General features: G+C 70.9%; 20 protein-coding genes. 5 read left to right on the top strand and 15 right to left on the bottom strand.

Going from position 1 to position 20692, the window contains the following annotated elements; genetic code table 11:
• Window positions 1-164 precede the first annotated feature (164 nt).
• A complete protein-coding gene (gene mraZ / locus F8566_RS36765) occupies window positions 165-596 on the bottom strand; it encodes a division/cell wall cluster transcriptional repressor MraZ (protein ID WP_151566510.1) in 432 nt (143 codons plus the stop codon).
• A gap of 415 nt (window positions 597-1011) precedes the next feature.
• Here mraZ and F8566_RS36760 point away from each other — a divergent pair, with 415 nt between their 5' ends.
• From F8566_RS36760 to F8566_RS36750, 3 genes are all read left to right on the top strand, one after another.
• Window positions 1012-2046 (top strand): AAA family ATPase, encoded by a 1035-nt coding sequence (locus tag F8566_RS36760; protein ID WP_151566508.1) that lies wholly within the window; start codon window positions 1012-1014, stop codon window positions 2044-2046.
• A 75-nt stretch (window positions 2047-2121) separates the two neighbouring features.
• Entirely contained in the window at window positions 2122-3441 is a 1320-nt protein-coding gene (locus F8566_RS36755) for a DUF58 domain-containing protein (RefSeq protein ID WP_151566506.1), read from the top strand.
• Between the two features lie 132 nt (window positions 3442-3573).
• Complete coding sequence (locus F8566_RS36750; RefSeq protein WP_225993832.1) at window positions 3574-5970, top strand: transglutaminase TgpA family protein; 2397 nt, start codon at window positions 3574-3576, stop codon at window positions 5968-5970.
• 194 nt (window positions 5971-6164) lie between these two features.
• Here F8566_RS36750 and F8566_RS36745 read toward each other — a convergent pair whose 3' ends face one another.
• The 6 genes from F8566_RS36745 to F8566_RS36720 all read right to left on the bottom strand — a co-directional run bounded on the left by F8566_RS36745 (window position 6165) and on the right by F8566_RS36720 (window position 10981).
• Window positions 6165-6551, bottom strand: coding sequence for a DUF3040 domain-containing protein (locus tag F8566_RS36745; protein WP_151566504.1), 387 nt, complete (start codon window positions 6549-6551; stop codon window positions 6165-6167).
• Between the two features lie 147 nt (window positions 6552-6698).
• Entirely contained in the window at window positions 6699-7964 is a 1266-nt protein-coding gene (locus F8566_RS36740; RefSeq protein ID WP_151566502.1) for a DNA polymerase IV, read from the bottom strand.
• On the bottom strand, window positions 7961-8848 hold the full coding sequence (locus tag F8566_RS36735) for a methyltransferase domain-containing protein (RefSeq protein ID WP_151566500.1): 888 nt from the start codon (window positions 8846-8848) through the stop codon (window positions 7961-7963). The genes F8566_RS36740 and F8566_RS36735 overlap by 4 nt, the downstream gene beginning before the upstream one ends.
• 32 nt (window positions 8849-8880) lie before the next feature.
• A complete protein-coding gene (gene nusB / locus F8566_RS36730; protein WP_151566498.1) occupies window positions 8881-9297 on the bottom strand; it encodes a transcription antitermination factor NusB in 417 nt (138 codons plus the stop codon).
• Between the two features lies 1 nt (window position 9298).
• Complete coding sequence (gene efp / locus F8566_RS36725) at window positions 9299-9856, bottom strand: elongation factor P (protein WP_151566496.1); 558 nt, start codon at window positions 9854-9856, stop codon at window positions 9299-9301.
• 45 nt (window positions 9857-9901) lie between these two features.
• Entirely contained in the window at window positions 9902-10981 is a 1080-nt protein-coding gene (locus F8566_RS36720; protein ID WP_151566494.1) for a M24 family metallopeptidase, read from the bottom strand.
• 146 nt (window positions 10982-11127) lie between these two features.
• Here F8566_RS36720 and F8566_RS36715 point away from each other — a divergent pair, with 146 nt between their 5' ends.
• Window positions 11128-12609, top strand: a complete 1482-nt coding sequence (locus F8566_RS36715) for a flavin monoamine oxidase family protein (protein ID WP_318836463.1) — start codon at window positions 11128-11130, stop codon at window positions 12607-12609.
• A 141-nt stretch (window positions 12610-12750) separates the two neighbouring features.
• Here the strand turns inward: F8566_RS36715 and F8566_RS36710 are convergent, their stop codons facing one another.
• Together F8566_RS36710 and F8566_RS36705 are read right to left on the bottom strand one after the other, a co-directional pair.
• On the bottom strand, window positions 12751-13797 hold the full coding sequence (locus F8566_RS36710; RefSeq protein WP_151566492.1) for an LLM class F420-dependent oxidoreductase: 1047 nt from the start codon (window positions 13795-13797) through the stop codon (window positions 12751-12753).
• A 107-nt stretch (window positions 13798-13904) separates the two neighbouring features.
• On the bottom strand, window positions 13905-14570 hold the full coding sequence (locus F8566_RS36705; RefSeq protein WP_151566490.1) for an enoyl-CoA hydratase-related protein: 666 nt from the start codon (window positions 14568-14570) through the stop codon (window positions 13905-13907).
• 148 nt (window positions 14571-14718) lie between these two features.
• On the opposite strand from F8566_RS36705, the gene F8566_RS36700 reads away from it, so the two are divergent.
• Window positions 14719-15291, top strand: coding sequence for a TetR/AcrR family transcriptional regulator (locus tag F8566_RS36700; protein ID WP_151566488.1), 573 nt, complete (start codon window positions 14719-14721; stop codon window positions 15289-15291).
• Window positions 15292-15298: 7 nt separating this feature from the next.
• Here F8566_RS36700 and F8566_RS36695 read toward each other — a convergent pair whose 3' ends face one another.
• From F8566_RS36695 to F8566_RS36670, 6 genes are all read right to left on the bottom strand, one after another.
• Window positions 15299-16528, bottom strand: coding sequence for an extracellular catalytic domain type 2 short-chain-length polyhydroxyalkanoate depolymerase (locus F8566_RS36695; protein WP_151566486.1), 1230 nt, complete (start codon window positions 16526-16528; stop codon window positions 15299-15301).
• Between the two features lie 117 nt (window positions 16529-16645).
• The gene (gene aroQ, locus F8566_RS36690; protein ID WP_151566484.1) at window positions 16646-17092 is read right to left on the bottom strand and encodes a type II 3-dehydroquinate dehydratase; all 447 of its coding nucleotides are present in this window, start codon (window positions 17090-17092) and stop codon (window positions 16646-16648) included.
• Window positions 17093-17226: 134 nt separating this feature from the next.
• Entirely contained in the window at window positions 17227-18303 is a 1077-nt protein-coding gene (gene aroB / locus F8566_RS36685; RefSeq protein ID WP_151566482.1) for a 3-dehydroquinate synthase, read from the bottom strand.
• Complete coding sequence (locus tag F8566_RS36680; RefSeq protein WP_151566480.1) at window positions 18300-18809, bottom strand: shikimate kinase; 510 nt, start codon at window positions 18807-18809, stop codon at window positions 18300-18302. Before F8566_RS36680 ends, aroB begins: the two co-directional genes overlap by 4 nt.
• A 13-nt stretch (window positions 18810-18822) precedes the next feature.
• Window positions 18823-20004, bottom strand: coding sequence for a chorismate synthase (aroC, locus tag F8566_RS36675; RefSeq protein ID WP_151566478.1), 1182 nt, complete (start codon window positions 20002-20004; stop codon window positions 18823-18825).
• Between the two features lie 159 nt (window positions 20005-20163).
• Window positions 20164-20646, bottom strand: a complete 483-nt coding sequence (locus F8566_RS36670) for a GNAT family N-acetyltransferase (protein ID WP_151566476.1) — start codon at window positions 20644-20646, stop codon at window positions 20164-20166.
• Window positions 20647-20692: the final 46 nt, after the last annotated feature.

Raw genomic sequence — 20692 nt, 5'->3', positions numbered from 1 at the left:
GCCTCGCCCGGCCAGGTCCCCATCCGCTGCCCTGAGGAAGTTTCACCGCGTGACCGCGGGGGGTCGCCGTCTGGCACCGGGGAAGCTGCGCCAGCTGACTGGAGAGCGGCTGGAGACCTGGCCGAACGTGGGCCATGCCGGTCATCGGACCGACGAGTCGAATGTCAGAGGACCCCGGGCAACACCTCCCCCGAGATCTCGGAGAAGGCTTGCTCCTCCTGCTCCAGGTAGGTCTCCCAGGCCTGGGTGTCCCAGATCTCCAGCCGTGTGTTGGCCCCGATGACGGTGCAGTCGCGCGTCAGCCCCGCGTACGTGCGCAATGGCGGCGGGATGGTGATGCGGCCCTGCTTGTCCGGGATCTCGTCGGAGGCGCTGGCGAAGAAGACGCGGCTGTAGGCGCGTACGGCCTTCTCGGTGACCGGTGCGGCACGCAAGGCCTCGGTGATGCGCTGGAACTCCGCCATGGGGAAGACGTACAGGCAGCGTTCCTGGCCCTTCGTGATCACCAATCCCCCCGACAGCTCCTCGCGGTACTTCGCCGGCAGGAACAGCCGTCCCTTGTCGTCGAGGCGCGGTGAATGGGTGCCGAGGAACATCGGCCCCACCTCCCGCGCCGCGTAGGGCGCTACTGCCCCCCACGGCGCCCCACTCTACTCCACTCTGCCCCACCGTCAACTGAGTAAACACCCCTCGCGCGGCGGAATCTCCCGCGAATCTGCAGGTCAGCGAGGGTGGTGCGGAGTGGGGCGCCTGGCGGGCACAGTCGCGTGGCGGGGGCGGCGATCACCCCGGAAAGCGCTGCCACGCGCGCCGCGAGGCCGCTTCCAGGAGCGTGGTGGAGCGAAGTGGAGTGGCCTAGGAGGCTGTGACAGAGATCCAGGTGGAGCACAATGGACACACACGTCCCACATGAACACCAGGCTGGGGCGCCGGATTGAGAGAACATCGCGGCGAACGGCTTGACGACGTACTGTCGTTCACGTACGGCCGTTCGGCTGAGGAGGGTTGTTGGTGGCAGTAGGCACGCACGGCGAGTCGTACATAGAGACAGACCCCCCGGGCTCACCCGGTCGGCAACCGCAGGGCGGGCCAGGACACGGACTCGACGGGCTGGCGCAGGTCGCCACCAAGATCCGGGACGCGATCGAGTCGGTCATCGAGGGCAAACCGGGTGTGGTGCGCCTGGCGCTGACGGTGCTGCTGGCGGAGGGGCACCTGCTGATCGAGGACGTGCCGGGCGTCGGCAAGACGATGCTCGCGAAGGCGCTCGCGCGGTCCATCGACTGCTCGGTGCGGCGCGTGCAGTTCACCCCTGACCTGTTGCCCAGCGACATCACGGGGGTCAGCGCCTACAACCAGGAGCGGCGCGAGTTCGAGTTCAAGCCGGGCCCGGTCTTCGCGCACATCGTGGTCGGCGACGAGATCAACCGCGCCTCCCCCAAGACGCAGTCCGCGTTGCTGGAGTGCATGGAGGAGCGCCAGGTCACCGTCGACGGCACGACCTACTCCCTCGAGCAGCCGTTCATGGTGATCGCCACCCAGAACCCGGTGGAGATGGAGGGCACCTACCCGCTACCGGAGGCGCAGCGCGACCGTTTCACCGCCCGCATCTCGATGGGCTACCCCGACCCGACGGCGGAGCTGGAGATGCTGGACGTGCACGGGCAGAGCGCGCCCCTGGAGCGGCTGTCCCCGGTCGCGCACGCCAACGACGTCCGCGACATCATCAATGTGGTCCGGCACCAGCACGTCGCGCCGGCGGTCAAGCAGTACGCGATCGAGCTGGTCAGCGCCACGCGCAAGCACCCCGAGCTGCGGCTGGGCGCCTCGCCGCGGGCCACGCTGCACCTCGTCCGGGCGGCGCGGGCGTACGCGGCGCTCGACGACCGCGACTACGTGCTGCCCGACGACATCCAGGACCTCGCCGTCCCGGTCCTCGCCCACCGGCTGCTGCCGACCGCGGAGGCCCAGGTGGAGCGCCGCCGTCCCGAACAGGTGGTGGCCGAGCTGGTCAACCGCCTGCCGGTGCCGTCCCCCCGCAAGTGAAAAGCCGCCATGAGCCCGCCATGAGCCGCTATGAGAACAGCCTGGCGAACTCGCACCTCCATCGGGAAGTGAACGTTGAGAAGAGCGCTGGCCGGACTGACCACCCGAGGGCGGTCCTTCGTGGCCGCGGGGGCCACCGCCATCGTGTGCGCCTTCGTCCTGGGTGAGCGCGACCTGCTGCGCGCCGGAGTGCTCGTCCTGGCGCTGCCGCTGCTGTGCACGCTGGCGGTGTCGCGGACCCGCTACCGGCTGGCCTGCGCGCGCCGCCTCGACCCGTCCCGCCTGCCCGTCGGCCACGAGGCCAGGGTCGACCTGCGGATGGAGAACGTGTCGCGCCTGCCCAGCGGGCTGCTGCTGGTGGAGGACCAGGTCCCGTACACGCTCGGCGGGCGGGCCCGGTTCGTGCTCGACCGGATCGAGCCGCACGGCGTCCGGGAGCTGACGTACCGGATCCGCTCCGACGTGCGCGGGCGCTACCGAGTCGGGCCGCTGATCGTGCGGCTGGCCGACCCGTTCGGCATGGTGGAGCTGGTCCGCTCGTTCAGCCTGGCGGACACGCTGACGGTCACCCCGACGATCGTGCCGCTCCCGCCGGGGCGGCTGACGGGCGCCTGGACCGGCGGCGGCGACAGCCTCGCCCGCACGGTCTCCAGCGCGGGCGAGGACGACGTGGCGCCGCGCGAGTACCGGCACGGCGACGACCTGCGGCGGGTGCACTGGCGGTCCACCGCGCGGCGCGGCGAGCTCATGGTGCGGCGCGAGGAGCAGCACTGGCAGAGCAGCGGCGCGCTCTTCCTCGACACCCGGCGGATCGCGCACCGCGGCGACGGGCCCGGCGCCTCGTTCGAGCAGGCGGTGTCGGTCACCGCGTCGGTGGGCGTGCACCTCGGCCGGGCCGGGATGGGCCTGCGGTTCGTGACCGACGGCGGCGAGGCGCTGCCGCACTCGGTGGCGTTCGAGGGCGTCTTCGAAGGGACGCTTCTGGACGCGCTGGCCGTCGTGCGGCCGTCCGACGGCCGTTCGCTGACGCCCGGCCTGGCCGCCCTGCGCGGCACGATGGGCCACGGCCGTGAGGGCGACGGGCTGATCGTCGCGGTCTTCGGCACGCTGGACACCGAGGAGGCCCGCACCGTCGCGGCCGTCCGGCGCGGCACCGCCACCTGCGTCGCCATCCTCGTCGACGACACCGCGGACACGGAGACCACGGACAGGGATTCCACGGGCAGGTCGGCGGCACGGCTGCTGCGCGCGGCAGGCTGGCGAGTCGTGACCGTACGGTCCGCGACCGATCTCGCCGGCGCGTGGGCGCTGGCCGACCAGGCCAACGAGGATCTCGCCAGGAACGGCGGGCGGGGGCTGGAGCAAAAAGACGGACGCGAAGCGTCTCCTTACTAGGTGGCGGGTGGGGGCTGGAGCAAGAAGACGGACGCGAAGCGTCTCCTTATTAGGTGGCGGGTGGGGGCTGGAGCAAGAAGACGGACGCGAAGCGTCTCCTTATTAGGTGGCGGGTGGGGGCTGGAGGACGGTATGAGGGTCAAGATGACGGTCATGGCGGCGCTGGCCACGCTGGCCAGCTCGGTGGGGCTCTACCCGCTGTTCGCCAGCGGCACGTGGTTCTGGTCCGGGCTGGGCGCGGTCATCGTGGTCGCGGGCGCCGGGCTGCTGATGAGGCGCCTGCGGGCGCCCTCGTTGCTCGGCGCGCTCGGCGGGCTGGGCGCGCTGCACCTCTATCTGAACGCGCGGTTCGCATCCGAGCAGGCTTTGCTGGGCCTCGTCCCCACACCCGGGTCGCTCCGGCGGCTCGGCGAGCTCATGGGCGACGGCTGGAACGCGGCCAACCAGTACGCGGCCCCGGTCCCCCTCGTTCCGGGCATCGAGCTGCTGGCCGCGACGGGCATCGGCCTCGTCGCCGTCGCGGTCGACCTCCTTGCGGTCCGGTTGCGCCGGTCCGCGCCCGCCGGGCTCCCGCTCCTCGCGATGTACAGCGTGCCCGCCGCGGTACGCGAGGACAGCGTCAGCTGGATCGCGTTCGGCCTCGGCGCCCTCGGTTTCCTGATGTTGCTGATGGCCGACGCGCGCGAGCAGGTCGGCGGCTGGGGCCGCGCGGTCTTCACCCGCCGCTGGTCGGAGAGCACGGCCGAACAGCCGGTCGAGCGTCCCGACTCCAGCGGCATGGCGGCCAGCGGCCGCCGCATTGGCGTCGCCGCCGTGGCGGTCGCCGTCCTGCTCCCGACGTTCATCCCCGGCATCCACCCGCGCGGCCTGTTCGGCATGGGCGGCAGCGGGGGCGGCGGCTCCCAGACCGTCACGACGGTCGAGCCGCTCGCGCAGCTCAAGCGCGACCTGAACGGCCCGAACAGCGACGCGGTGATCCTCACCTACCGGACCGACGACACCGAACGGCCTGACTATCTGCGGATGTACGCGCTCGACAAGTTCGAGGGCGACCGCTGGACCTACACCGCGCTGCCGAGCTCCTCCCGGGACCGGGTGTCCGACCGTGATCTGCCCACCCCGCCCGGCCTGTCGACCGCCCGGTTCCGCCGGGTCAACACGCAGATCAAGGTCCGGCGCGCGGTGAAGAAGGTCGACTTCCTTCCCGCGCCCTACGCGCCGAACCGGGTCTCGATCAAGGGTGACTGGCGGGCGCATCCGCAGTCGCTGATGATCTACTCGCTGCGCGACTCGGCGAGCGGCCGCTCGTACACCGTCTCCAGCCTGCGCACCCAGCCGACCTCCGCACAGCTGGCCCAGAGCGGCAGGTACCCGTCGGAGATCGTGACCCCCTACACCAAGTTGCCCAACTCCATTCCGCCGCAGGTCCGGAAGCTCGCGGAGGAGGTGACCCAGGGCGCCCCCACTGCCTACGAGCAGGCCGTGCGGCTGCAGCGCTGGTTCACCGAGACCGGCGGCTTCACCTATGACCTCAACCCGCCGTCGCCCTCGTCCCCCAACGACCTGGCGGACTTCCTGCTGAACAGCAAGCGCGGCTACTGCGAGCAGTTCGCCGCCTCCATGGCCGTGATGGCCCGCATCCTGAACATCCCGGCACGCGTGGCCATCGGCTACACCGCGGGCACCCAGGTCGGCCAGGGCGAGTGGGAGGTCCGTTCCAAGGACGCCCACGCCTGGCCCGAGCTCTACTTCGAAGGCGCCGGCTGGGTGCGCTTCGAGCCGACCCCCGCGGGCGCCGGCGGCCAGGGCACCGCCGCCACCCCGCCCTACACCCAGCAGCTGGCCGAGCAGCCCACCGAGGAGCCCACCGAGGCCCCCGATCCGGAGTCCTCCTCCTCGGTCACACAGAGCCCCAACCCCACCACGGGGCCCAACAGCCGTCCCGAGGACGGCGGTGCCGACGTGGGCGCCGAAGATGAGCAGTCGAGCGGGCTCCCGATCCCCGTCGGCTGGCTGGCCGGCGGCCTACTGGTGATCCTGCTGCTGGCGGCTCCCATGGCCGCGCGCCTGCTGACCCGGCGCCGCCGATGGTCAGCCGTGGCCGCCGCGCCGCTCCCCTCCACGACGGGTCCGCCGTCGGGCGCCGCCGCCCATGCCGCCTGGCGTGAGGTCCACGCCGACGCCCTGGACCACGGCCTCAGCTGGCGCCAAAGCGACAGTCCCCGTGCCGCCGCCCGCCGCCTGGGCGAGTTGCTGGAGCTCGATCCACCGGCTTCCCAGGCCCTGAGCCGGATCGCCCGCGCCGAAGAGGTGGCCCGGTACGCCCGTTCCCGCCCTCCCGCCGCCGACCTGCGCGCCGACGTGCGCACCGTGCGGACCGCCATGTCGGCCGCCGTGGGCCGCCGGGCCCGCCTGCGAGCCCGTTTCCTGCCGCCCTCCACCATGTCCGAGTTCCGCGATGCCGGTACCCGCGCCATGGAGGCAGCCGGGCGCCTGAACGCCGCCTTCCGCTGGCCCCGGAACAAATAGCCCGTCAAACCGACTCGCCCGGCGCTGAAGAGAGCGCCGGGCGAGTGACATGACTGTGGGTGTTCTCACGCGTGGGCTGTTCGTGCGCGTGAGGTGTTCGTGCGCGGGTGTTGCGCGCAGGGGTCATTGCGCGCAGTGGAGCACGAGGCCGGCGGCCGCTGGGATGCGGCCGCCTGGTCAGCCTCGAGCGAGGGTTATTCGCCCTCGGTCCGCTTGCGCCAGCGCTCTTCCATTCGGTCCATGAAGCCGGACTTGGCGGGGCGGGACTGGGTGTCCCGTTCCGTTTCGGTGCCGACCCCGGTCATCCGCTTCCAACTGGACAGAGCCCAGACGCAGCAGACCACCATGAGGACGAAGCCGGTCACACTGATCCCGATGGTGACCGGGCCCGCATTGACGACCAGGCCCGCCATCAGCGCGCAGACGCCCACCACGAAGCCGAGGGCGGCCTTGACGATCCGGCGCTTGTAGTGCACCTGGGGGTTGGTCGAGCGGACCGCGTGAGCGAACTTCGGATCCTCGGCGTACAACGCCTGCTCGATCTGTTCGAGCATGCGTTGCTCGTGCTCAGAGAGCGGCACGGCGCCTCCCAACGACAGCCCCGCGACGGGGTATCCGATGCAGGACGGGAACCTCAACGGTGATATGCCCAGAATACGAGCCCCGACAAGCGTACGAAAGCAAACGGCCAACCGAGGACCACATGCCGGTCATCTCACCGCCCTCAATCATCGCCTACCGTCACCAGTGTCACCAGCGTCTCCCTGCTCCACAGGACGGACCAGAGCGGCAGGGCGGACCGTTCCGCTTCCGAACCGGTGCGCCACCTGGTCCACCACGCGCTCGGCCTCTCGCCAGCCGGTCTCCGGCTCGTCGAGGGCCAACTGGCGGGGGGCCTGGTCAGCGGGGCCGAGGTTCTCAACCCGGACACCCACCAGTCGGAGTCGTACCCGTTCGAGCCCCGCCGCCTCGAAGAGCTCGCGGGCTGTGATGTAGATCACACGAGCGAGATCGGTGGGCTCGCGCAGCGTCCGGGAGCGGGTGATCGTCTTGAAATCCGCCATGCGTAGTTTGACGCTTACCGTCCGGCCAGAGTTTCCGGAGGCGCGGAGACGCGCGCCGACCTTCTCGGCGAGGCGGAGCAGCTCGCGGTTGATGATCTCAGGATCGTCGATGTCGGTGTCGAACGTCTCCTCGGCACCGATGCTCTTGTCACGGGTGTCCGGGACGACCTCGCGCGGGTCCCGGCCCCAGGAGAGCTCGTGCAGGTGACTGCCCAGCGCGTTGCCCAGTTCGCGCTGGAGCGTCGGGAGAGGCACCTGGGCGAGCTGTCCCACGGTACGGAGCCCCAGACGTAGCAGGCTCTCCTCCGTGCGCTCTCCGACGCCCCAGAGGGCCGCCACGGGGAGGGGATGGAGGAACTCCTGGACCCCGGCGGCGGGAATCACCAGCAGGCCGTCGGGCTTGCAGTGCGTGGAGGCCAGCTTGGCGACGAACTTCGTGCTCGCCACACCCACGGAACACGTGATGCCCTGTTGCGCACGGACCTCATCGCGGATCTGCTGTGCGATCGCTGCGGGCCGGCCCAGACGCCGCAGCGCCCCGGCGACGTCCAGGAATGCCTCGTCAAGCGAGAGGCCTTCGACCAGCGGCGTGATGCTCTGGAAGATCTCGAAGACGGCCGCGGAGACACGGCTGTACTTGGCGTGGTCGGGAGGCAGGACCACCGCCCGGGGACAGAGGCGGCGGGCGCGGGTCATCGGCATGGCGGAGTGGACGCCGAATCGGCGGGCCTCATAGGAGGCCGCCGCGACCACGCCGCGGGGACCGGCGCCGCCGACGATCACCGGGTGGCCGCGGAGCTCCGGCCGGTCGAGCAGCTCGACGCTGACGAAGAACGCGTCCATGTCGACGTGCAGGATCGAGCAACCGGTGTCGTCGGCCGGCGGCCCCGGCTGCGGTCCCGGCCGGTGCAGCTGCTGTTTGCGGCTCATTTATGGGCGAGCAGATGCAGCTGGGTGGCGAGCTCGCGCAGGATCGGGTGGACCGCCGCGACCGACTCCAGGGCCATCAGGGCGTCGGCGGCGCCGGCCTCGCCTCCGTGCCCGCGCCCGGTGGTCTCGGCGTCGATGAGGCCGTCCGGGACCAGGTCCGCGAAGATCCGCACGCCGTGCAGCTCGCCGACGGTCAGCCCGGACGCGGCGACGAGGTCGGAGAGCGTGGCGCGGGTGAAGCGCCGGGGCACCCGGTCGTGGTCACCCCAGCGCCCGTCGGGGTCGGTGAGGACGTGGCGGGCGTCGTCGAAATGCCCGGCGACGGCGCGGTGCAGGGCCGCGGCCACCTGCCCGGCGACCAGCACGCTGGCCGAGCCGCCGGGGCGCAGCGTCGCGGTGAGGGCCCGGACGGCGGCGGCGGGGTCGTCCACGTACTCCAGGACGCTGTGGCAGAGGACGAGGTCGGCGGCGTCGGGACCGAGCAGGTCGAGGAGGTCGACCGCGTCGCCCTGCACCGCCTTGACGGTGACGCCCGCCTCGGCGGCACGGCGTTCCAGGGCGGCCAGCGCGTCGGGGTTGGCGTCGACCACCGTGACCCGGTGGCCCAGCTCGGCGAGCGGCACGGCGAATCCTCCGGTGCCGCCGCCCACGTCGACCACGTCGCTGGGGCCCTCGGGTGCGATGCGGTCCAGGACGGTGCTCAGCGCGTCCCACAGGACCGCGTTCCGCACCCTGCTGCTCCCGCGAGGACGCCTTCCCGTGCCCCGGGGCTCGCTGCGCTCCGGAGGCCTTCCCACAGCCCCCACCCGCCGCCCGTCAGACGGCTCGCTGCGCTCGGCCGGCTTCTCCTGGGCCGCCACGGCTGCCCCCTTCACGTCCGTCATCCGCCCCAGCCTATTGCGCCACAGCGTCCGCGCTACAACGTCAGCGAAGGCTTGAGCTGCTGCAAACGCGACAGCAGGCCGTTGACGAACCTCGGCGACTCGTCGGTGGACAGCTCGGTCGCCAGCCCGACCGCCTCGCTGACGGCGACGCCGTCGGGGACGTCGTCCACCCAGAGCAGCTCGAACGCGCCCATCCGCAGGATGTTGCGGTCGACCACCGGCATGCGCTCCAGCGTCCAGCCGGTGGCGTAGGTGGCGATCAGCTCGTCGATGCGCTCCTGGTGCTCCTGCACGCCCTCGATCAGCCGGACGGCGTGGTCGTACTCGGCCAGCTCGTCCTGGTTGGGCCGGCCGCGCAGGGAGAGCACCTCGGTCGGCCGCTCCTCGCGGAGCTCGGCCGCGAACAGGATGTCCAAGGCGAGCTTGCGTGCTTTGGTACGTGCGCTCATCTCAGCCGCGGCCGAGGTACTCGCCGGAGCGGGTGTCGACCTTGACCTTCTCGCCGGTGGTGATGAAGAGCGGCACCTGGATCTGCGCGCCGGTCTCCAGCGTGGCGGGCTTGCTGCCGCCGGTGGAGCGGTCGCCCTGCAGGCCCGGCTCGGTCTCGGTGATCTCCAGGACCACGGCGGCGGGCAGCTCGACGTAGAGCGGGTTCTCGTTGTTGAACGCGATCACCGCGTTGCCCTCGGGCAGCAGGTAGTCGGCGGCGTCGCCCACGACCGCGGCCGGGATGTGCGGCTGGTCGTAGGTCTCGGTGTCCATGAAGACGAAGTCCTCGCCCTCGCGGTAGAGGTACTGCATCTCCCGCTTGTCGACGCTGGCGACCTCGACCTTGGTCCCGGCGTTGAACGTCTTGTCGATGATCTTGCCGGAGAGCACGTTCTTGATCTTGGTACGGACGAAGGCCGGTCCCTTGCCGGGCTTGACGTGCTGGAACTCCAGAACGGTCCAGAGCTGGTTGTCGATCCTCAGCGTCATGCCGTTCTTCAGGTCGTTCGTCGTCGCCACGTGTGTCTCCTGGTAGCGGTCCCGCCCGGGTGGATCCGGTGTGGATCAGAGTACGAGCAGTTCCTTGGTCGTCTTGGTGAGGAGCTCCGGCCCGTCCGCGCGGACCACCAGCGTGTCCTCGATCCGGACTCCGCCCCGGCCCGCGAGATAGACCCCGGGTTCGGCGGTGACGGGAACTCGATCCATCAGCTTACCGGTCTTGTCGTATCCCATGAGCGGAGCCTCATGGATCTCCAGGCCGACGCCGTGGCCGAGGCCGTGCGGGAAGTCGCCGCCGTGCCCGGCCGCCGCGATCAGATCGCGTGCGACCGCGTCGACGGCCTTGGTCTCGGCGCCGGGCCGGGCCGCGTCGACGGCGGCCTGCTGGGCCCGCTTGACCAGCTCGTACACGTCGCGCTGCCAGTCGGCGACCCTGCCGACGGCGACGGTACGGGTCATGTCGGCGTGGTAGCCGCCATAGCGGGCGCCGAAGTCCATCGTCACCAGATCGCCGGTCTCGATCTCGCGGTCGCCCGGGCGGTGGTGCGGGACCGCGCCGTTCGGCCCGGACGCGACGATCGAGTCGAACGCGGGCGCCTCCGCCCCGAAGTCGACCATCTGGCGCTCCAGCGCGATGGCGATCTGCCGTTCGGTCACGCCGGGCCGGACCATCGGCAGGACGCGCTCGAACGCCCGGTCGGTGATCGCGCACGCCTCGCGCAGCAGCGCCAGCTCCGCCTCGTCCTTGACCTTCCGGAGCCCCTCGACCGGCCTGCTCACCGGCGGCAGCCGGATCCCCCGCTCCAGGGCGACCAGCTCGGTGTGCTTCTCCACGGTGACGTCGTGCGCCTCGAAGCCCAGGCGGCGCACGCCCTCGTCGGCGGCCAGCGTGGTGAGAACCTTCGCGGTATGCCGCTCGACGACGAGCTCCACGTCAGGGCACTCTGCGGTGGCCGTGCCCGCGTAGCGCGCGTCGGTGGCGAGCACCGCCGGACCGTCGGTGCGGACGAGCAGCGCCGCGTTCGAACTGGCCAGGCCGGTCAGGTAGCGGACATTGACCAGCCGGGTGACCAGCATGGCGTCGATGTCGTTCGCGGTCAGTAGTCCGGTGAGCCGCCCGCGCCTTGTCTCATGGAGCTCCCCCATGGTCAGGACTCTAGTTGATCACAGAACGTGAAACATACTCGTCTTCCTCTTGTCCACGGCGCATGCCTGCCCTACGTTGACGCCTCGAGTGATCGATCCCACGCGGCCGGCGCTCCCCCGGCCTTCCCCCTGAGGAGGACCCCCCTGTGACCGGAGTAAGCCGCAGAAGACTGCTCGGCACCGGTGCACTCACCGCGGCCGCGGGCGCCGCGATGTCCGCACTCCCCGCCTCCTCCGCCCGTGCCGCCGCCGCTGCCGTCAGCGCCGACGTGGTCATCGTCGGGGCGGGGCTGGCCGGGCTCACCGCGGCCCGCGACCTGGTCGCCGCCGGCCGGTCGGTGATCGTGCTGGAGGCCAGGGAGCGGCCGGGCGGGCGCGTGTACGGCCTGCCGCTCGGCGACGGCACGACCAGCGAGGGCGGTGCCGAGTTCATCGGGCCCACCCAGGACCGCATCGCCGCCCTCACCAAGGACATGGGCGTCGAGACCTTCGCCACGTACAACACGGGCAAGAACGTCTACTACCGCAACGGCAAGCGCTCGCTCTACGCCACCGACGGCATCCTCGGCTCGGTGCCGCCGGACTGGGGCGTCGTCGACCTGCAGCTCGCCCTTGTCTCCCTCGGCAACATGGCCAAGGAGATTCCGGTGGGCGAGCCGTGGAAGGCGCCCAAGGCGGAGGAGTGGGACAGCCAGACGTTCTACACCTGGTCGCGGTCCAACTCGCTCAGCAGCGGCGCGCGCTTCCTGATGGACGCGTTCATCAGCTCGACCCTGTCGGTGCGCTCGCGCGACGTGTCCCTGCTGTACGTGCTGAACTACATCGCCTCGGCCGGGAACGAGTCCAACCCCGGCAACGTGGACCGGCTGATCAACACCAAGAACGGCGCGCAGGAGACGCGGTTCGTGGGCGGCTCGGAGCAGGTGCCGATCCGGCTGGCGGCCAAGCTCGGCGACCGCGTCCGCTACAACGCCCCGGTGCGGAGCATCGTGACCTCCGGCAACGGGGTCACGGTCACGGCCGACGGGGTCACGGTGGCCGCCAAGCGCGTGATCGTCGCGATGTCGCCCGCCGTCGCGGGGCAGATCGACTTCACGCCGACGCTGCCCGCGAGCCGGTTGCAGCTCATGCAGCGCTACCCGATGGGCTCGATCGCCAAGTTCGTCGCGGTGTACGACACGCCGTTCTGGCGGGCGGACGGGCTGACCGGGCAGTCGGTGGCCGACAGCGGCGCCATCGACGCGACGTTCGACAACAGCCCGGCCGACGGGTCGCGCGGCATCCTGATGGGCTTCATCAACCAGACCAACATCCGGCGTCTGGACGCGGCCTCGCCCGAGCAGGTGAAGGCCGCCGGGATGGAGTCGTTCGTCAAGCTGTTCGGCGACAAGGCCAAGAACCCGGTGCGGACGGCCATGCAGCGCTGGGACAACGAGACCTGGAGCGGCGGCGGCCCCACCGGCATCGCCCCGCCCGGCGTGCTCACCGACTTCGGCGCGGCGCTCCGGACGCCCTGCGGGCTCGTGCACTGGGCGGGCACCGAGACGTCCGGTTTCTGGACCGGCTACATGGACGGCGCGGTCCGTTCGGGCGAACGCGTCGCCAAGGAGGTCGCGGCCGTCCTCTGAGTCCGCGATCAAGGGACGAAATCGGAGACCCCGCTCCTTCCCGAGGAGAGCTTCTGAGGGGGAGCTCTCCTCTGAAGGTTCGCGTGGCGGCGTGCCGAGGGGGCATGCCGCCACGCGGCGCCATCCCGGGCCGGGCGCGCCCTAGAGTCCGGCGGCCATCTCCTTGACCTTCTCGATCAGGGCGAGACGGGCCTTGTGGTCGCCGGCGACCGGGGTGACGTTCAGCGTGGTGATGCCGGACTCCTTCATCGCGGCCAGACGCTCGCGCACGTGCCCCTCGGAGCCGATGAGGGACATCTTCTCCAGCAGCTCGTACGGGACCTTGGCGGCGGCCTCGTCCTTCTTGCCGTCCAGGTAAAGGTCCTGGATCTCCTCCGCCTCCTTCTCCCAGCCGTAGCGGCGGCAGAGGTCGTTGTAGAAGTTCTTGCCCTTGGCGCCCATGCCGCCGATGTAGAGGGCGGCCATCGGGCGGCCGAACTCCAGGAAGCCCTGCACGTCGTCGCCGATGGCCAGCGGGGCCTGGCCGACGATGTCCAGCTCGCCGAGCGCGGCGTCGCGCTTGGCCCGGCCCGCCGCCAGCGAGGGGCCCCAGACGTCGGCGGCCTTCTCCGGCAGGTAGAAGATCGGCTGCCAGCCGTTGGCGATCTCGGCGGTCAGCTCGACGTTCTTGGGGCCGATCGCGGCGATCTCGATGGGGATGTCGGCCCGCACCGGGTGGTTGATCAGCTTGAGCGGCTTGCCGAGCCCGGTGCCCTTCTCGGCCGGGAGCGGCAGCGTGTAGTACTTGCCGTCGTACTGGAGCCGCTCGCGGCGCCAGACCTTGCGGCAGATCTCGACGACCTCGCGCTGGCGGCCGACCGGCGCCCGGTACGGCACGCCGTGGAAGCCCTCGATCACCTGCGGACCGGACGCGCCGATGCCCAGGGTGAAGCGGCCGTCGCTCACGTAGTCCAGGCCGGCCGCGGTCATCGCCAGCACGGTCGGGGTCCGGGAGTAGATGTTGAGGATGCCCGAGGCGATCTGCATGCGCTCGGTCTTGGCCGCGATGTAGCCCATCTGGCTCACGCCGTCGAAGCTGTACGCCTCGGCCACATAGACGATGTCGAGACCGGCCTTCTCGAAGTCGGCCAGCTCGTCGGCGGCCTCCTTGAAGCCGCCTGAGTAGCTGAGCGGCATACCGATGCGCATCCCGGACTCCCTTTCCTAAAACCGAATCTGATTCAGTCGAACGTAACGTACCGCGATCCAGGCGGATGACGACCGCCCGGGACGAGACAGGTGCAGACGAGACGGGTCTAGACGAAGACCGGCCCGCGGAGCGCCTCCAGGGTCCCGCGATACATGTCGGTGCGGATCTTCCCGACGGTCGTGCCGTTCTTGGACGCGAGGGACGCGGCCAGCTCGACCGCGGCGGGCAGCACCTTGGCCTCGCTGGCGGTGCGCTGCACGATCCCGGCGGCCTGGGCCTCCTCGGCGGTGTAGCGGCGGCCGGAGACCATCGCCTCGTGCGCGGTGCCCGGGGTCAGGCGGGACTGGATGAGCGCGCCCATCCCGGGCGTGAAGCTCATGCCGAGATCCACCTCGGGCAGGCAGAAGTAGCCACGGTCGGTGCGCATGACCGCGAAGTCGTGGGCGAGCATCAGCATGCCCCCGCCGGCGAACGCGTGACCGTTGACCGCGGCGACCGTGGGCAGTGGCAGCGACAGGACGCGGGCGTACAGGCCGTTGACGCGCTTGAGGTAGTCCTCGAACCGGTCCTGGTTGGCACCGAGCCACTCCAGGTCCAGCCCGTTCGAGTAGAACTTCCCGGTGCCGGCCGTCACCAGGGCGCCGGGGCCGTCGTTCTTCTCCACCGTGTCGAGGGCATCGTCGACGGCGTCCAGGAAACCGGGGCTGAAGCGGTTCTCGCCGTCGTCGAACCGCAGGACGAACACGTCACCGTCACGCTGGAGGTCGATCACGCCAGGACTCCTTCTTCTCCGATGCTGGAACCGACCCTACTCGCCAGTAGCCGCACCGGCTAGGTATGACAGCCGTCATAGACGTGATTTTCTATGATGCTCATCATAGAGAAGCCGTGATCCTTATGATGAATGTCATAATCAGGCCATGGGGACGGACAGCCGGGAACGCATGGTGCGGAGCGCCGCCTACCTCTTCCGCGAGCGCGGGTACAGCGGCACGGCGTTCCGCGACGTGATCGCGCATAGCGGGGCGCCGCGCGGATCGATCTACCACCACTTCCCGGGCGGCAAGGTCGAGCTCGCCGAGGAGGCGGTCCGCTACGCGGCCGAGTTCCTCAACGCCGGCATCCAGGCCGCCGCCGAGGGCGGCGACCCGGCGGCGACGGTGGACGCCTTCGTGGGGTGGTGGCGCCAGGTCCTGGTCAAGAGCGAGTTCCGGGCGGGCTGCCCGGTGGTCGCGGTCACCGTCGAGTCCCATGACGACGCGCCGCAGCTGACCAAGGCCGCCGCGGCCGCGTTCGACCGCTGGGAGGACACCCTCGCCACCTGCCTGGGCAACGCCGGGGTCCCCGACGACCGCTGCGGCCGCCTGGCCCGCATGATCGTCGCCGCCGTCGAGGGCGCGACCATCCTCTGCCGCGCCCACCGCGACGTCCGCCCCCTCGACGACGTCGTGACCGAGCTCAAGGCCATGACCGCCGCCGCGATCACCGGCTGACCGGCCGTCAGCACGTGACCCAGTGGCCCGGCGAGGTCTGCTTGAGCGTGCTGCTGGTGAAGGTGTTCCACAGACCGAGCGGCTGGTTGGAGCCCGCAGCGTAGGTCTGGCCCGAGCGGACGTACGCGCGTCCAGCCGTCGTGTGGGCGTAGTTGCTCGCGGTGATGCACTCGGGTGTGGGTGTGGGCGTGGGTGTGGGCGTGGGATCGCCTTCGCCCTCCACTCCGCCCAGGGCCTTGACCATGGCGATGATCGAGGCCATCTGCGGCCCGCTCTTGAGCGGGTATGCCGCCGACTGGTAACCCCACCAGTCCCAGCACCCACGCGGATTGCCGATCATGGTCGTGGCCTGCGGGTAGAGCACGATCATGTTGTTGGAGTCCGCGTACTCGTTCAGGTAGCCCTTGTCCATGAGGGCGTTGCCGACCAGCCCGTGGTACTGGTAGCAGCCGTGCAGGGTGACCATCAGCTTGCAGGAGGCACCCTCACACGCCTTGGGGACGTAGGCGAAGCCCTCGCTGCCCAAGCTGACCGAGCCGGGGTCCCCGCCAGGGACGTACGCGGCCTGATCGAACTGGATCAGCTTCCCGGTCAGCGGCGAGGTGCTCGCCGGGGCCACAGTTCCGAAGAGGTGGGCCAGCATCTCCTTCACCGGATCGGTGGTGCCGCACTTGTTGACGTACGGAGACGCCGTGGAGCCGCAGTCGTTCGGGCCGATCGGGCTCACCCAGGCGTGCCCTGCACCGGACGTCTTGTTGTAGGAGACGTTCGCGCCGAGGCCCCCGTAGTAAGTGGCGAGGTCATCGTTGACCGCCGTCTTGATGGTCGCGTCGGCGGTGCCGTGGAAGAGCCACACCGGAGCGCCCGACAGGTTCTGGACCGGATCGAGTTTCCCTGCCGCGGCCCGGTCCCGGGTCAGCTGCTGGAGCTGGGCGGGGGTCTTGCGCGGCAGCGTGGTCTCCATGCACGCATACAGGGCGGTGTTGAGGTTGTTCTGGGCACAGTCGTACGGGCCTGCGGAGAAGATGCCGGCCCCTTTGAAGACACTGGAGTAGGCGACGTGGAGTTGGTTGGCCATGAAGCCGCCGGACGACAGCCCGCTGACATACGTGGCCGAGATGTCGTAACCGGTGAGCGTGCCCCGGGTCGGCGGCGGCACCGAAGCCCTCGCGATGGATAGTGAAGCCGTCAGCCCCAGCGCCGTCAGAACGACCAGGAGCGCTCGTCGGATCCTCATTTTCGCGCCTCCTCACGGACGGGATCCCGCCAGTGTGAAAGCACGATGTGACCCGGGCCACGTTGCCCGCGCACACACTTGCCGGGGCCCGTATGTGGCGCGGGATGCCCGTACCGCCTAGGTCTTCTGCTCCGCGATCAGCTCGGCCACGGCCTGCAGGGCCAGGACGTACGACATGAGGCCGAAGCCCGCGATCGTGCCGGTGGCGACGCCCGCGACGACGGAGTTGTGGCGGAACTCCTCCCGCGCGGCGGGATTGGAGATGTGCACCTCGATCAGGGGCGCGGTGAGCTGGGCGAGCGCGTCGCGCAGCGCGTAGGAGTAGTGCGTGAACGCGGCGGGGTTGATGACGACCGGGAGCCGTTCGTCGGCGGCCTGGTGCACCCAGCGGACCATCTCCGCCTCGTCGTCGGTCTGCCGGACCTCGGCGTGCAGGTCGAGGTGGCGGGCGGTGTCCCGGCACAGCGCGACCAGGTCGTCGAACGTGGCGGCCCCGTACACGTCGGGCTCGCGGGTGCCCAGGCGGCGCAGGTTGGGCCCGTTCAGGACGAGGACTCTGTTCATCGGCTCGCTCCGCTCACGTTCATCGGCTCGCTCCGCTCACGTTCACCGGCTCGCTCCGCTCACGTTCATCGGCTCGCTCCGCTCACGTTCACCGGCTCGCTCCGCTCACGTTCACCGGCTCGCTCCGCTCACGTTCACCGGCCGACCTCCTGGTAGGCGGCGGCGAGCAGGTCCTCGTCCGGGGCCTCCAGCCGCCCGGGGACGGCGATCGCGTCGAGCACGACGAAGCGGAGCGTGGCGCCGCGCGACTTCTTGTCGATGGTCATGGTGGCGCGGAGCTCCTTCCACGCGTCCGCCCCGTACGAGACGGGCAGGCCGACGGAGGAGATCACCTTGCGGTGCCGGTCCACGACGTCCTGCGGGAGCCGCCCGGCGAGCCGGGCCAGCTCGGCGGCGTAGACCATCCCGATGGCCACCGCGTGGCCGTGCCGGAACCGGTAGTCCTCGGCCTTCTCGATGGCGTGGGCGAGCGTGTGGCCGTAGTTGAGGATCTCCCGGAGCCCGCTCTCCTTGAGATCGGCGGAGACCACCTCGGCCTTCACCCGGATGGCCCGTTCGACCAGCTCGCGGGTGTGCGGCCCGGTGGGCGAGGCGGCGCCCTCCGGGTCGGCCTCGACCAGGTCGAGGATCACCGGGTCGGCGATGAAGCCCGCCTTGATCACCTCGGCGAGGCCGCTGATGTAGTCGTCGTGCGGCATGGTGACCAGCGTGGCCAGGTCGCACAGCACCCCGGCCGGCGGGTGGAAGGCGCCGACGAGGTTCTTGCCCTCGGGGATGTTGATGCCGGTCTTGCCGCCGACTGCGGCGTCGACCATGCCCAGCAGGGTGGTCGGGACCAGCACCGCCTTGACCCCGCGCAGCCACGAGGCCGCCGCGAATCCCGCCAGGTCGGTGGTGGCGCCGCCGCCGACGCCCACGACGGCGTCCGAACGGGTCATGCCGAGCTGGGCGAACCGCGACCAGAGCCCGGCGAGCACGCCGACCTCCTTGGCCGCCTCGCCGTCCGGCACCGGCAGCGCGTGCACGGTGTATCCGGCCTGTTCGAGCGCGCCGCACACGGGCCGCGCGATCTCCGGAAGGCCCTCGGCGTGGACCACCGCGACCGTCCGCACCCGCTCGCCCAGCAGGCCGGGCAGCTCGCCGAGCACTCCGGTGCCGATGACCACGTCGTACGGGTCGGCGCCGCCGACGTGTACCCGGGTCTCTGTCACGACCGCTCCAGTTCCTTGATGATCTCTTCGACGATCTCGGCGGGGTCGCGGCCGTCGGTGGCGACCACGATGGTGCCGAGCCGCTCGTAGATCGGCAGCCGTTCCTCCAGCAGCTTGCGGAGCTGGCTGCGCGGGTTCATGACCAGCAGCGGCCGCGCCGAGGCCAGACCGACCCGCTTGACCGCCTCGGACAGCCCGACCTGGAGGTAGACCACCGTGTGCCCGGCCAGCAGCTCCTGCGTCTCGGCGGCCAGGATCGCCCCGCCGCCGAGGGCCAGCACACCCTCGTGCTCGGCCAGCGCGGCCTGGACGGCGGCGCGTTCGAGCGCCCGGAAGTGCTCCTCGCCGTCGTCGATGAAGATCTCGCCGATCGGCTTGCCGGCCGCGGCCTCGGTGTCGGCGTCGGTGTCGCGCAGGGTGACGCCCAGGCGCTCGGCCAGGGCCGCGCCGACGGTGGACTTGCCCGAGCCGGGGGGCCCGATGAGGACTGCCTTGGGCCGCGTCATGTGATTTCCAGCGTCATTTGATTTCCAGGGAGGACAGGTAACCCTGCACGTTGCGGGCGGTCTCCTCGACCGAGTCGCCGCCGAACTTCTCCAGCACGGCGTCGGCCAGCACGAGCGCCACCATCGACTCGGCCACGACCCCGGCGGCGGGCACCGCGGTCACGTCGCTGCGCTGGTTGATGGCCTTGGCGGGCTCACCGGTCTTGACGTCGATGGTGTCCAGGCGCCGCGGCACGGTGGAGATCGGCTTCATCGCCGCCCGGACGCGCAGCACGTCGCCCGTGGTCATGCCGCCCTCGACGCCGCCCGCACGGTTGGTCCGGCGGCGGATGCCCTCGGGGGTCATGTCGATCTCGTCATGGGCGAGCGACCCGGGCCGGCGCGCCGTCGTGAAGCCGTCGCCGACCTCGACGCCCTTGATCGCCTGGATGCCCATGAGGACCCCGGCGAGCCGCGAGTCCAGGCGCCGGTCCCAGTGCACATGGCTGCCCAGGCCCGGCGGCAGCCCGTACGCGAGCACCTCCACGACGCCGCCGAGGGTGTCGCCCGCCCGCTTGAGCTCGTCGATGTGCGCGACCATCTCGGCCGACGTCCCGGCGTCGAAGCAGCGCACCGGACTCTCGTCCACCGCCGCCAGATCCTCTGGGGCGGGCAGGCCGGCGCCCTCGGGCACGGCCACCTCGCCGAGCGACACCACGTGGCTGAGCACCTCGGTGCCGACCGCCTGCCGCAGGAACGCCTTGGCGACCTCGCCCAGCGCCACCCGCGCCGCGGTCTCCCGCGCGCTCGCCCTTTCCAAGATCGGCCGGGCGTCGTCGAAGCCGTACTTCTGCATCCCGACCAGGTCGGCGTGTCCGGGCCGCGGCTGCGAGAGCGGGGCGTTCCGCGCCTGCGCCGCCAGGAGGTCGGGGTCGACCGGGTCGGCCGACATCACCGTTTCCCACTTGGGCCATTCGGTGTTGCCGACCTCGATCGCGACCGGCCCGCCCTGGGTGAGCCCGTGCCGGACCCCGCCCAGGATCGTGACCTTGTCCTGCTCGAACTTCATGCGGGCACCCCGCCCATGCCCGAGTCGGCGGCGGCGCAGCGCCTCGGCGATATCGCCTGAGGTCACGCGCACGCCGGCCGGAAGGCCCTCCACGATCGCGGTGAGGGCCGGGCCATGGGACTCCCCCGCGGTCAACCAGCGCAGCATGCCGTCGATCCTAGTGACTCGGCGCAGGTGACCGGTTTCGGTGTCCAGTTGTTGAGAACTACTTCGGGAGCCGGGCCGCGACCTCCGCCTCCGCCGCCCGCTGATCCATCTGCGCCCGTTCGCCGACCCCGAGTACTTCCCGTCCGGCGTCAAGCACCGCTACACGCGCCCTGACAACTCCTTGCCGTAGCACCGGCTGGCCGGGGAGTCCCGGTAGTACCCGAACTTGGGGATCTCGACGTAGCCGGACGACACGTACAGGGCGATCGCCTCGGGCTGTCTGGTGCCGGTCTCCAGGACCGTCCGGCGACGGCCCGCAGCGGCCGCCGACCGTTCGAGCTCCGCCAGCAGGAGCCGCGCGAATCCCCGCCCGCGCGCCCGCGCCGCCACGTACATCCGCTTGATCTCGGCGTCGCCGTCCCAGAAGCCGGGCTCGCCGGAGTCATGGGAACGCCACCCGCCGCAGGCCACCGGATCACCGTCCAGCACGCCGAGAACGAAGTGCCCCGGCGGTGCCCTGAATTCGGCGGGATCCGTCGGCGTCTCGTCCTCGCTGCCATAGCGCAGCACGTACTCCTGCTGCACCTCGGCGATCAGCTTCACCGCCATCGGATCGTCATACGCACAGGCCACCAGCTCCATGCCCCAGAGGGTAAAGGGCGTGTGCGACCCCGGCGGACGCGTCCAG

The sequence above is a fragment of the Actinomadura rudentiformis genome (assembly GCF_008923185.1).
GTDB classification, from domain to species: Bacteria; Actinomycetota; Actinomycetes; order Streptosporangiales; family Streptosporangiaceae; genus Spirillospora; species Spirillospora rudentiformis.
Note: the sequence above shows the minus strand (reverse complement) of the source record. Positions and strands in the feature narration are given on the sequence as shown.